The sequence below is a fragment of the Desulfovibrio sp. genome (assembly GCF_047607245.1).
In the GTDB taxonomy this organism is placed as follows: Bacteria; Desulfobacterota; Desulfovibrionia; order Desulfovibrionales; family Desulfovibrionaceae; genus Desulfovibrio.
The window spans coordinates 13,514-25,348 of sequence record NZ_JASGDK010000121.1 but is presented as its reverse complement, the minus strand read 5'-3'; the positions used below and the strand labels follow the sequence as shown (position 1 = coordinate 25,348).

Below are 11,835 nucleotides of genomic sequence, written 5' to 3'. Positions count from 1 at the left end.
ATCATGAAGCTCCCTTTTCTTCCTACGATCGTAGCTTTTGTAAAAAAACATACGCTTGTGTTGGCAGCGGCTGTTCTTGTTATTATTGTCGTTGTTATGGGGGTCAGTGGCTGGCGTTATTTTCAGTATCGCCAGTCGAGTCAGTATGCCTATGAAACTTTGCGCGACGCCCTAAAAACAGCTGATACTGAAAATATTGCTGAGTTTGTTGATTTCAATACGTTTTCAGCGAATTTGAGCAAAAACTTGATGCAGAGTTATCCTTTCCTCAAAGCGGGGCCAGATCAAGAACGGCAATTGCGTGATATGATACAGACTTCTTTACTCAAGCAGGTTCGTACCAAACAGGAACCCGCTAAAGAAGAACAGGATCTGAAAACAAGATTAAGAACCCCCCTGTATGCTTTGCCGCAAGATTTCATCACTCAGATTGTCAACACCCTTAGCTTGCAAACTTCCAGCGAAGGCACTGCCCTTCTGACAGCCAAGGTGCATCATCCTCTTCTGGATAAAAATTTCTTGCTCATTTTTCGAATGGACATGGCACCTGAGGGATGGCGTGTGCGCAGTTTGATAAATGGCCCTGAACTGGTGCGCCAGTTCCGTGAAGCTCAAGAAGAGCGCATGAATGCGCAACGCCAAATGATTTTAGATAAAAACATACAGACTGAGCGGCGCATCAAGGATCTTTTTCCTCTTCAGTCCTGCTCGGCCAGTGCAGGGCTTATTTCAGATGGCACCACGCTGCTTTTGGTAACGCGTGTTCTGGCGCGCAATATTGGCACTGTCAGTGTGAATAATATGAACCTATTTGCTGAATTTAGCACTGCTTCAGGATCTGTTTTGCTGGCACGTAATCTTAATGCGGTTCAGCCCACGCACCCTGGTGAGGACTTTGAACACAGCTGGACAATTGAGCTTGATGGCAGCAGCGATCTCGGGAAGCGTATTTTGAGCGGGCAACCTTTGCAATGCAAGGCTTCTTGGAAAACACTTGGACTCAACAGTGGCGAAGTACTGCATATATCAGAAGCTCCAGCCCCAATTGAAGAATTTCAATAATCGTGGCACGTAATTGACGCAAATATGACTTTTCTCTCCCCTGCTTCTATGGCATAGTCAGAATTGTTATTCTGGCCACGTGGAACCAAAATTTATGTTAAAAATCGGTGCGCCTACTGCCGAATCTGTTCAAAAATATAGGCGTATTGCCGTACCCGTGTGATTGATTTTTTTTTGACGTCACAGTTATTGTTTAGCAGGCAAGTTTCAGCAGGACGGCCTTGGCCTTGAGCCTGACCGTTCCCATCGTCAACATCTAAGGAGCCGTCACATGTCGGGCCTCAGCCGATCCATTCATCTTACGGTGCATATTCATAAAGATCCTGCGGCTATGGCGGAACGTGCCGCGCATATTCTTGCTGCCGCCTGCGAAGAAGCTGTTGCTGACAGAGGCGTTTTCCGTATCGCTCTTTCTGGTGGTCAGACCCCCATCCCTCTTTTCCGGCTTTTGGCTGGCGACGACTGGGCTGATAGGTTGCCGTGGGATAAAATGAGCATTTTTTGGGTTGACGAACGCTGCGTCGGCCCTGAGCACGCTGACAGCAATTACGGTCTGGCACGTAAAGAATTGCTTGGTCATGTTCCCGCTACGCATTTCTATCGCATGCGTGGTGAAGAGGACCCTGTTGAAGCTGCCGTCAAATATGAAAAGCAGCTACGGACAGAATTCGACCTTGGCCCGCAGGAGATGCCCCGCTTTGACTTTGTGCTGCTTGGTATGGGCGAAGATGGCCACACTGGTTCCATCTTTCCTAACTCGCCTGCTTTGGCAGAGAAAAAACGCCTTGTTATTGATCAGTATGTACCGGAAAGGAAGGCTGACCGCCTGACATTGACCCTTCCTGTCATCAACAATGCGCGCTGCTGCATGTTTCTTGTGACTGGTGCGGAAAAGCATGCCGTTCTCTCACGAGCTCTTGACCTGCTTGCTCCCCCAACCTTGCCGGCGCAAATGGTGCGCCCAGGTTTTGGTGATCTGGTGTGGGTTGTGGATGAGGCCGCGGCAACAGGCGTGTAACTCGAGCTGACTCGCTTTTGAAATTGACGACAAGTTCAAAGCCGGCATTTAGTTGAAAACCCGGGTTTCGACATAATCAAAGCTTTATTGCGAGCAGAGGGCTCTGTCTATCCGCCGCCAGCAGATATTTCGAAGTTAAAATACTCCAGGAATCAAACTTTCAGACGATAAAGGCCCCCTGCTTTCGCGGAGGGCCTTTATCGTCTGACTTGAAAGGTCAGCAAATATATTCGCTGCTCATAAATTTTGTAGTTACTATTGCAGTTTTTTTGCCAACAGTTCGTTAACGAGAGCCGGATTGGCCTTACCCTTGGTAACGCGCATAATTTGGCCCACAAAGAAGCTTATGAGTTTGGTTTTACCACCCTTGTACGCTTCAACTTCCGAGGGGTTGGCGGCAATGACTTCGTCGACAGCCTTTTCAATTGCTGAGGTGTCGGAAATCTGAACCAGCCCTTTTTCTTTCACATAGGTTTCGGGCATGGCCCCACTTTCAAAAATATCGCTGAAGATGTCATTGGCAATCTTTGCGCTGATCAGTCCTTGGTCAACAATGTGTACCAATTCTGCCAAAGCTTCAGGACGCATGCTCCATTGGGCGGGATTTGCGGCGCTGACGCCACGAATATTGCATTCGCGCAACAAGGGGCCAAGTACAAGATTGGCGGTTTTGCGTGCATCTGAAAGTTTTGCAGCGGCTTCAAAAAAGTCGGCCAGCCCACGGCTCTGAACCAAAACTTCAATCTCAGCTTCGGGTAAACCTGTCATCTGCATAAAACGGGCAGCCCTGCTTTTGGGCAACTCAGGCAGCTCTTCCTTCCATATGGCCATTTCTTCATCGGAAATTTCAACGGTCAAAATATCCGGATCAGGGAAGTAGCGGTAATCGTGCGCTTCTTCTTTACTACGCATAGAGGCCGTGGTGTTTTTCACGGCGTCATAAAGGCGCGTTTCCTGTATAACCTTATCACCGTCGTCCAGCACATCTTGCTGCCGGCCAATTTCATATTCGATGGCCCGCTGTACATTGCGGAATGAATTGAGATTTTTCAATTCAGTGCGTGTGCCGAAAGCTTCTGCGCCCACAGGCCGTAAGGATACGTTTGCATCACAGCGGAAGCTGCCTTCTTCCATATTTCCATCACATACGCCAAGGTACGTTACAATAGCGTAAAGAGCCTTAAGGTATGCTACAGCTTCAGCTGCGGATCGCATATCCGGCTCAGAGACAATTTCTACCAAGGGTGTGCCAGCCCTGTTCAAGTCGACGTAGCTGACGTTTTCACCCTGGGCATGAATGTTTTTACCAGCGTCATTTTCCATATGAATTCTGGTAATACCTACCCGTTTGACAACGCCATCTGTCTCAATATCCAGATGGCCATGCTCACAGATGGGCAGCTCAAACTGGGAAATTTGGTAACCAGCTGGAAGGTCAGGGTAAAAGTAATTCTTGCGCGCAAAAACAGAGCGAGAATTTATGGTGCAGTCGGTAGCAAGCCCCACCAACGTCGCGAAATGTATGGCCTGCTTATTAGGCACTGGCAACGCGCCAGGCATGCCTGAGCAAACTTCGCAAACATTGGAGTTCGGCGGTTGACCAAATGTGGTCGAGCAAGAACAGAACAATTTGGAGGCCGTGGCCAGTTGCACATGCACTTCCAGGCCGATAACGGCTTCATAGGCGGCCATAAATTAACTACTCCCTTAAGTAATCAGCTCTAATGAGGAATGCTTGCATCAAAGTATTTGCCCACGCCGTATTCTCCTCTGCGGAAGAAAAGTCTGGCTTCTGGGCCGATGATCTGCATTTCGCGGTTTTTGCTCTGCACATCAAGAGCGATATGCATTTCCTTGGTGCAGCCGGTAGAATACGTTGAGTCTTTGCCAGACCACTGCGGCGGAACCTTGCGCCCAAGAAGTGCAAAACTTTCCTCAATATCCTCAAATGTTTGAAAGCGCCACACATCAATGAGACCGCTACGTTGCACGCGCTCCCACATGTACATGAGATCGTCCCCGTCCATACCATCAATGAAGTGCTCAGCGGGGTTAATTATCAGGATATTATCCATTTTTTTACGTAAATTGTCCACAAAAGCGTGAACCAGGTTGATTGCCGTAGAAGTTTCACCCGGGATGCTGCCGATAACGCAGCTGTAGAACATAATGGTACGGCCTTGGCTTTTCGCTTCGCGCATACCGGCAATAATACTTTCTGCTTGCGCGGCAATGGCATCTTCGCTGAATTTTTTAACTTCAGGGGCATGCTTGCGCAGCTTGATATGAAAGCCATTATTATCACGCCAGTAGCAAATGACATCTCGTGTAAATTCCTGGCTGGTGCCGAGCAGAACATCAGCTGCACGCCAGCCTTTGCCAAGAATGACATCTGCTTCTTTCCACGCTCGAGAAAAAGTCACAGAAACGCGGTATAAATTAAGTCTCTCTCGCGTGCCATCGCCGATCACTACAAGGCGATGCTCTCTTAAGTGCCGCAATAGGTCATTTTTACTCAATTTATCTTGACGTAAAACAACGCCGCCGCGCAACCAGGGCTTGAGCGATGGGTCGGTCTCCACGTCTTCCAGTGTCGGCGCATAGAAATAAAAGCCAGTTTTAACTGCAAAAATGACTCTGTGTCCCATGCGGATAAGGCTCTGCACCATCACCAGATCAAAAAGAGTGCCCCCATCAGCATCACAAAGAAAAAGTATCGTCCCTGACCGTCCGGCGCTGGCTTCAAAATAGAGGCGCAAATCATCACAGGCCGCGTAGGCCTCGTCCATTGCGCGGCGAATTTCTTCGCTGGATGGCTGTTTTTCAAGCCAGTCTCGCGACATGGCTGAAAGACAAAGCAGGCGGGTCACTTCAATATAGTCCATGCTGCGACGCGCTTTGGATATGCCTGTAGGCATTGGTCCTTTGGGCATGGCCTCAAGGTTTTCATAAACTTCCGGCGTCGACAACACTTCCTGCTGTAGCGCCGTGGATGTTCGCCGCCGGTCTTCCCAGGGGTCGTCCAGCATATGCCCTTGAGCCAATACAAGGCCTGTCATTCTTTTAACAAGGCGTGAGGGAATAAGGGTATGCTGCGCTATATACTGTGAAAACCGATAGCGGCAGAACTGCAAGATACGTCTACGCGTGGCTTTATCCGGCACAAAAGAACGCACCAGTCGCATAATGATGCGCCAGGATCTGTTGTACTGGTTGCGCAATTCCACAGAAGGGGCTTGGGCACATAGCATGGAAAAGGTGGCGTCCGAGCAAGGCAGATATATTTGATCGGGTGCAAGATGCACCATAAAAGACATTTGCTCCGGACTGACAATGAGGTCAGGATTCATTCTGTAAGCCAGGTTGTTGTCCATGAGCATACTATACAGCCATGCATCGAACCGGACATTCTCACCCAGGTGAATATCCCGAACCTTTACGGGAGCAAGCTCTTTATTCATAGGTTTTCTCCCGTGTTGCTTCCGGTTGAGCCCTGTAAAACAAAGCCTCTGGTGCGTAGACGTTCAAAAAAGGAAGTACCCTCCCCCATAAATTGCACGGCTGCAGGCAAACCGGAAACATGCAGAATGTCGCCCATTTCAAGCTTTTGCCCTTCTTGACCGTCCACAGTCAGATAACAGTCTGTAGAGCCACGCAAAATCTGAAGTTGAATATCTGTTTTACCAGGAAAAACCATTGGAGAAATCGTATTAAGGAAGGGGCACACAGGTGTAAAACCGATGGCATCCATTAAAGGATAAAGGAGTGCGCCGCCCGCAGAAACATTGTAGCCTGAACTGCCAATTGGCGTGCACAGGATGATGCCGTCACTGCGCAGAGACCCCATACGCTGTCCGTCAGCCCAAATATCAAGACAAACCAAGCGTGAGAGGGCTCCCCGGCTTACGACAACGTCGTTAATAGCCACTCCCTCGGCAAGCCTTGCGCCAGACCGTGAAACGGACCAGTGCAAGGCCATACAGGATCGTATGGGTTCCTGTCCCTTCAGGCATTCTTCAAGCTTTTCACGCCAATCTTCAGGCTGGGCGTCGGTTAGAAAGCCCACGCGCCCAAAGTTGACACCCAGCACAGGTACGCCTCGCCCAACAAGGCGGCGGGCAACGCCGAGCATGGTACCATCACCGCCAAGCACCACAACAAAATCAAGATCAGATGCTGCGTATAAGGAAGAGGGCAATCCTGCCTCAACCAAATCAGCTGAGTGTCCCTGCCCGGTCAGCCAAGCGCGGATTTCTTCACCGAGTTGCGCGGCACGTTCGTGACGGGCTTTGCAAACCAAGAGGATGTGGCGTTTGTGTTGATTTTGCATAAGTCAACAATTTACGTTATCAAGGCTTTTACCGCAAGCCCGCCGACCTCGCTTGTCAGGGCTGTCGCTTTGTCATATGAACAGTAACTTCCATGTCACAACCCCATAGGCCGTTATTTCATGAATGACAGCGCACTCGACATAATAGCCGCGCATGCGCGTGATGGTGCCCGACTGCGAGAAATTTTCTTCGCGGAACAGGCCATTAATTTACGTGACACAGCTTTGCGACTTGCAACCAGTTTGGCGCAAGGTGGAAAAATTTTGCTCTGTGGCAATGGCGGCAGCGCGGCGGATGCGCAACATCTGGCTGCAGAATTTGTTAACCGATTTTTGGTTGATAGACCTGCCTTGCCGGCCATAGCGCTCACAACGGACACTTCTGCGCTCACTTCAATCGGCAATGACCTTGATTTTAAACAGATTTTTTCTCGACAGGTTGAAGCTTTGGGCCGCAAAGGTGACGTTTTGATAGGCATATCCACTTCCGGTAACAGCCCCAATGTTGTGACGGCTCTGGAGGCGGCGCGCAGCGCAGGCATGCTTACTCTTGGCTTTACAGGCCGGGGGGGCGGAAAAATGGCTTCCTTGTGCCACATGCTGCTGGATGTGCCCAGTACAAGTACACCTTTGATTCAGGAAATTCATATTACAGCCGGTCATCTGCTTTGTCAGCTCACGGACCATTATCTTTTTGAAAATGTGGCGGCACTGACGCCCTATCTGCACGCGGATACAGTAAACGAGGATTAATCATGCCCATTTATGAGTACTGTTGCGAAAAATGCGACCAAAATTTTGAAGAATTGGTTTATGGCGATGCGGCCCCGGCCTGCCCGCATTGCGGATCACACGCAACGCACAAGCTTATGTCCTGCTGCGCCCATCGTGGCGGCGGCGCACATGGGGATGATTACGCACCCTCTTCTGGCGGCGGTGGTGGTTGCGCCGGATGCTCCGGTGGTAATTGCGCAAGTTGCGGGCATTAGGTGGGGACCGGCATGCGCAAAACAATCACTATTGCCACGCGTGGCAGTCGTCTCGCCCTCTGGCAGGCAGAGCACATCAAGAGTTGCCTTCAGGACATAGCGCCTGAGGTTGAAATTCTTCTTAATGTTATCAAAACCAAAGGCGACATCATTCTTGATGTACCTTTGGCAAAGGTTGGCGGCAAGGGGCTCTTTGTTAAAGAGATAGAAGAAGCCCTGCTTAACGACGAAGCCGATCTGGCCGTGCACAGTATGAAAGACGTGCCTATGGAGCTGCCGCAAGGTCTTCTTTTGGGCTGTGTTCCGCCGCGCGAAGATCCCACGGACTGCCTGCTTTCATATAAGTTCGATTCGCTGGAAGCCTTGCCGCAAAATGCGTGCGTTGGCACCAGTAGCCTACGCCGTCAAGCACAACTGCTTGCACAGCGGCCTGATCTGCAAATCGAAAGTCTTAGAGGCAACGTTGATACCCGTTTGCGCAAATTACAGGACGGCGTGTATGATGCCATTGTTTTGGCCTCTGCCGGACTGAATCGTCTGGGATTAAGCGCTCCTTACATGCACTCTCTTGCCCCGCAAAGTTTTCTTCCTGCCGTTGGGCAGGGAGCCTTGGGCATTGAATGCCGAGAAGACGACCATGATCTGTTCACGCTGCTTGCCCAACTGGAAGACACCCCAACCAGGGTGTGTGTAGAGGCTGAGCGAGGGTTTCTGGCAGGACTTGAGGGCGGATGCCAAGTGCCCATTGCTGGTCACGCACGCCTGCTGGACGATGAAACGCTCTGCCTTGAGGGTTTGGTGGCTGAAGTCGACGGAACCCGTATTCTCAGAGCTGAAAAATTGGGGCACACATCACAGGCGCGCCAGTGGGGCTTTGAGCTTGCCGAAGAAATACTCAATCAGGGTGGCCGTTCCATCCTTGAAAAACTTTACCGACAGTAATAGGTATACCAGATAGATATGTCTAAAATCTCATCGTTACCCGGTTCAAGATTGCACGCTACGCTGGACCCGGCGCGTCTCCCTTGGGATGACAGCCGGGGTATTCCTGTCCAACGCAATGGGCGCAGGACTCCTTTCCAGCCCCGCGCCATGCAGGCACTGGATATTGCCCTGCAAATCAAAGCTCGTGGCTACCATGTCTATCTTTCCGGCGAAACGGATCTTGGGCGCACGCACATGTTGCTCAATTACTTGCGCCCGCAGGCACGCAAAGCGCCTACACCGCCTGATATTATCTATGTACATAATTTTTCAGACCCTGACAGGCCACTTCTTTTTGCTCTGCCCGCAGGGCTTGGCAAGAAGTTCAAGCAAAACTTTAAAGAAATGCTTGATGGCATCGTAAAAGAACTGCCTCGCCGATTTGAAGCCAATGCGTATATGAAACGCCGGGCCAAGCTGGTGGACAAGTTTCAGACCGCGCGTATGGGCCTTTTACGTAAAATGAACTCCGTAGCCGTAGACAAGGGCTTTAACCTTGATATGGACGAAAACGGCGGGCTTACCCTTTATCCCCTTGTTGAGGGTAAACGCCTGAATGAAGAGGAGTTCGACAATCTTGACAGTACGATCCGCCTGAAACTCAAAAGCCGTGGCGACAACCTGGTGCAATCCATGGCTGGCTTCATGCGGCAATTGAACAAGGCTGAAGAAAATTTTCAGGATGACGAGCGCGGACTAGAGCGCGAGGCAATGGGACAGGTGCTGGATGCTCTGCTCTCGCCAGTTGAACAAAAAACGCTCAAAGCCTGCTCTAACGACGGTCTAGCTGGATATTTTGAAGCCCTTCGTGAAGACATGCTGAAAAATACCGACGCATTTCTTCAAAGAGAAGGCGTTCCCCTTTCACAGGGCGGCGAAGGGCATGGCGGTCCAGGTGCAGACAGCGTGCTCTACCGCTATGCTGTCAACCTGCTGGTTGATAATAGCAAGCAGGAAGGCGCCCCCATTATTGTAGACGACCATCCCACAGCGGTTAATTTGCTCGGTTGCATTGAGCGCGAATCAGAAATGGGCGCACTGGTGACCGATTTTACACTTATTCGCGCGGGAAGCCTGCATAAAGCTAATGGCGGCTTTCTTGTGCTGCATATTGAAGATCTTTTACAGCATCCGACTGCGTGGGAAGGTCTGTTACGGGCATTGCGCTCAAACCAGGCGCGCATTGAAGATGCAGGGGAAGCGCCAGATACGGCCATTCGCACCAAAGGGTTAACCCCCGATCCCCTACCTTTGGATTTGAAAGTTGTTCTGGTTGGCGGTGAAGAGTTGTACGAAGGGTTGCTTGTCAATGATGACAGGTTTTCCAAGCTTTTCCGCATCAAAGCCCACATGGCAGATGAAACTGAGCGTAACTCTACGAACATTCGCCATTACATAAGCCATATCGCCCACATAATTCAGGGCTGCGAACTCCCTCCTTTTGATCGTACGGCTCTGGCCTGGCTTGTGGATCTGGGGTCCCACTTGTGCGAAGACCAGCGGCGTCTTTCGCTCAAGTTCCCCTTGCTGCGCGAATTGATGATTGAAGCTTCTGCTTTGGCCAATATGCGGGGCGAAGAAATAATCAGCGCTCCTATTCTTGAAGAAGCGTACACAGCGCGGATGTATCGAGCCAATCTTGTGGAAGAAATATTCATGGAAGAATATGACCGTGAGATGATCAAGGTTCGAACATCAGGTTCGGCCATTGGTCAGGTCAACGGGCTTTCAGTCACTTGGCACGGAGATTTCGAATTCGGGCTGCCCCACTGTATTTCTTGCACTGTTGGCGTGGGGCATGAGGGCATCATTGACCTTGAGCGTGAAGCAGAATTGGGTGGTCCCATCCACACCAAGGCCATGATGATTCTCAAAAGCTATCTGACCGATCTTTTTGCCCGCAAGAAGCCCTTAGTTCTTTCCGGATCGTTATACTTTGAACAAAGTTATGCCGGAATTGAGGGCGATTCAGCATCAGGCGCAGAGCTTGTAACCCTGCTTTCGGCTCTGGCCGAAGTTCCGGTTCGCCTTGATCTTGCCTTTACAGGGGCAGTCAGTCATGCAGGACAAATCATGGCTGTGGGCGGTGTTACCCGTAAGATTGAAGGCTTTTATAAGGTTTGTGCGAGGCATGGGCTTACAGGCACGCAAGGGGTAATCATACCACACGATAATGTGGACCACCTCATGCTCTCCCCGGAAGTTCTCAAGGCGGTAGAGAATAAGCAGTTCAGCATCTATGCAGTGCGCCGGATCGAAGAGGCTCTGTTGCTGCTTACCGGTCTCGCCGCTGGGCGCCGCTTGAAAAACGGCGGCTTTACGCGAGGCAGTCTGTACGACCTTGTGGATAGAAGACTTGAACAGCTGGGCGACTACGCCCAAAATGCCTTCAGGCGCAGCAAGCGTAGTTGAGTGTTGAAGTTGGGGGGTGCCAGCGCTCCACTCTGAGTTGACTTTACCGACATTTGCAGATATTCTAATAGAATATCTTGTAAATTATTGAATGATCATCCAACCTGTGCCCGCGAAAACTATGATGAACAAAAGCAAAAAAGAATCATTGCTCCAGGCGGCTAAGGACTTGTTTGGCGAATGTGGTTACGTAGAAACAACGTTTAAAAAAATTTCTGACAGGGCTGGAGTCGCTCTTGGCCTGTTGACCCACCATTACGGCAACAAGGAAAAGCTTTTTTTGGCCTGTGGGCTGGATGTACTGGAGCATTTTCTTCAAAGACTGCGTCAGGCCACTGCTGAGGCTGATTCAGGCTTTGATGGAGTCATGCGCTTTTGCAAAGCCTATCTTGATTTTTCCATTGACAAGGATTCCAGCTGGTTGGTGCTTGTACGCTGTTCACCTTACAGCGATATGAAAACAAAAACTGACCGCGACATTATGGATTCTATGTTTTCACAGGTTCATCAAGAGCTGGAAAGAGTCATCGCACGCGGCATTGAAGATGGCAGTCTTGTGACTGTGGACAGCAGATCTACAGCCCAGGTTATCATTTCGTTGATGGTAGGCGCTAACCGTACCCGCGTGCTTACACCCTACGCAATGCCAACTCTGTACAAAGATGTGCTGGATTTCGTGGCCAGATCTATAAAAGCCTAGAAATTTTTACTGCCATGCTTACGCTGCAGGTCTTTATTGACAGTGCAGTGGAGAAAATGTAAATTTTTGTTATGAAACTACTAAGAGCCATCCGCGACGTTCGATATTATTTTACCGGAGTCATACGCTGACCCCAGGATCGCGGATTTATGGCCATTGTGCTTATAAGGCAACATAGCCGCCGACCACAGGGGTCGGCGGCTTTTTTTGATTGTGCGCTTTTATCCGCCGGAGGGCTCATGGACCTGATTTCAACGCTACAGTTGATGGATTCCGCAGTGCTCATTGCAATGGCGTTATTGGTTGGCTCTTTTGTTATGGCGCTCATCAACCTGGTGCG

General features: G+C 50.2%; 10 protein-coding genes. 7 read left to right on the top strand and 3 right to left on the bottom strand.

Annotated features, from left to right (window positions below; genetic code table 11):
- Window positions 1-3: 3 nt before the first annotated feature.
- Together QM579_RS09905 and pgl are read left to right on the top strand one after the other, a co-directional pair.
- A complete protein-coding gene (locus QM579_RS09905; protein ID WP_414998997.1) occupies window positions 4-1,062 on the top strand; it encodes a DUF2939 domain-containing protein in 1,059 nt (352 codons plus the stop codon).
- Between the two features lie 271 nt (window positions 1,063-1,333).
- Window positions 1,334-2,080 (top strand): 6-phosphogluconolactonase, encoded by a 747-nt coding sequence (gene pgl / locus QM579_RS09900; protein ID WP_414998996.1) that lies wholly within the window; start codon window positions 1,334-1,336, stop codon window positions 2,078-2,080.
- Between the two features lie 255 nt (window positions 2,081-2,335).
- On the opposite strand, the gene gatB is transcribed toward pgl, so the two are convergent.
- Genes gatB through QM579_RS09885 form a run of 3 tightly spaced genes read right to left on the bottom strand, consistent with a single transcriptional unit; the run spans window position 2,336 to window position 6,410 of the window.
- Entirely contained in the window at window positions 2,336-3,772 is a 1,437-nt protein-coding gene (gatB, locus tag QM579_RS09895; protein WP_414998995.1) for an Asp-tRNA(Asn)/Glu-tRNA(Gln) amidotransferase subunit GatB, read from the bottom strand.
- A gap of 29 nt (window positions 3,773-3,801) precedes the next feature.
- Window positions 3,802-5,541, bottom strand: a complete 1,740-nt coding sequence (locus QM579_RS09890) for a hypothetical protein (RefSeq protein WP_414998994.1) — start codon at window positions 5,539-5,541, stop codon at window positions 3,802-3,804.
- On the bottom strand, window positions 5,538-6,410 hold the full coding sequence (locus QM579_RS09885) for an NAD(+)/NADH kinase (protein WP_414998993.1): 873 nt from the start codon (window positions 6,408-6,410) through the stop codon (window positions 5,538-5,540). The genes QM579_RS09890 and QM579_RS09885 overlap by 4 nt, the downstream gene beginning before the upstream one ends.
- Before the next feature lie 120 nt (window positions 6,411-6,530).
- Between QM579_RS09885 and QM579_RS09880 the strand changes: the two genes are divergently transcribed.
- The 5 genes from QM579_RS09880 to QM579_RS09860 all read left to right on the top strand — a co-directional run bounded on the left by QM579_RS09880 (window position 6,531) and on the right by QM579_RS09860 (window position 11,495).
- Window positions 6,531-7,163, top strand: coding sequence for a D-sedoheptulose 7-phosphate isomerase (locus tag QM579_RS09880; RefSeq protein WP_414998992.1), 633 nt, complete (start codon window positions 6,531-6,533; stop codon window positions 7,161-7,163).
- Window positions 7,164-7,165: 2 nt separating this feature from the next.
- Complete coding sequence (locus QM579_RS09875) at window positions 7,166-7,399, top strand: FmdB family zinc ribbon protein (protein ID WP_414998991.1); 234 nt, start codon at window positions 7,166-7,168, stop codon at window positions 7,397-7,399.
- Window positions 7,400-7,411: 12 nt separating this feature from the next.
- Window positions 7,412-8,341, top strand: coding sequence for a hydroxymethylbilane synthase (hemC, locus tag QM579_RS09870; protein WP_414998990.1), 930 nt, complete (start codon window positions 7,412-7,414; stop codon window positions 8,339-8,341).
- An 18-nt stretch (window positions 8,342-8,359) separates the two neighbouring features.
- Window positions 8,360-10,795 (top strand): Lon protease family protein, encoded by a 2,436-nt coding sequence (locus QM579_RS09865; RefSeq protein WP_414998989.1) that lies wholly within the window; start codon window positions 8,360-8,362, stop codon window positions 10,793-10,795.
- A 124-nt stretch (window positions 10,796-10,919) separates the two neighbouring features.
- On the top strand, window positions 10,920-11,495 hold the full coding sequence (locus QM579_RS09860; RefSeq protein WP_183719648.1) for a TetR/AcrR family transcriptional regulator: 576 nt from the start codon (window positions 10,920-10,922) through the stop codon (window positions 11,493-11,495).
- Window positions 11,496-11,835 lie beyond the last annotated feature (340 nt).

What these genes read in the sequence shown, in the direction of transcription:
- QM579_RS09905 (WP_414998997.1), top strand. Translation starts at nt 4, where the DNA reads ATGAAGCTCCCTTTTCTTCCTACGATCGTAGCTTTTGTAAAAAAACAT.
- pgl (WP_414998996.1), top strand. Translation starts at nt 1,334, where the DNA reads ATGTCGGGCCTCAGCCGATCCATTCATCTTACGGTGCATATTCATAAA.
- gatB (WP_414998995.1), bottom strand. Translation starts at nt 3,772, where the DNA reads ATGGCCGCCTATGAAGCCGTTATCGGCCTGGAAGTGCATGTGCAACTG.
- QM579_RS09890 (WP_414998994.1), bottom strand. Translation starts at nt 5,541, where the DNA reads ATGAATAAAGAGCTTGCTCCCGTAAAGGTTCGGGATATTCACCTGGGT.
- QM579_RS09885 (WP_414998993.1), bottom strand. Translation starts at nt 6,410, where the DNA reads ATGCAAAATCAACACAAACGCCACATCCTCTTGGTTTGCAAAGCCCGT.
- QM579_RS09880 (WP_414998992.1), top strand. Translation starts at nt 6,531, where the DNA reads ATGAATGACAGCGCACTCGACATAATAGCCGCGCATGCGCGTGATGGT.
- QM579_RS09875 (WP_414998991.1), top strand. Translation starts at nt 7,166, where the DNA reads ATGCCCATTTATGAGTACTGTTGCGAAAAATGCGACCAAAATTTTGAA.
- hemC (WP_414998990.1), top strand. Translation starts at nt 7,412, where the DNA reads ATGCGCAAAACAATCACTATTGCCACGCGTGGCAGTCGTCTCGCCCTC.
- QM579_RS09865 (WP_414998989.1), top strand. Translation starts at nt 8,360, where the DNA reads ATGTCTAAAATCTCATCGTTACCCGGTTCAAGATTGCACGCTACGCTG.
- QM579_RS09860 (WP_183719648.1), top strand. Translation starts at nt 10,920, where the DNA reads ATGAACAAAAGCAAAAAAGAATCATTGCTCCAGGCGGCTAAGGACTTG.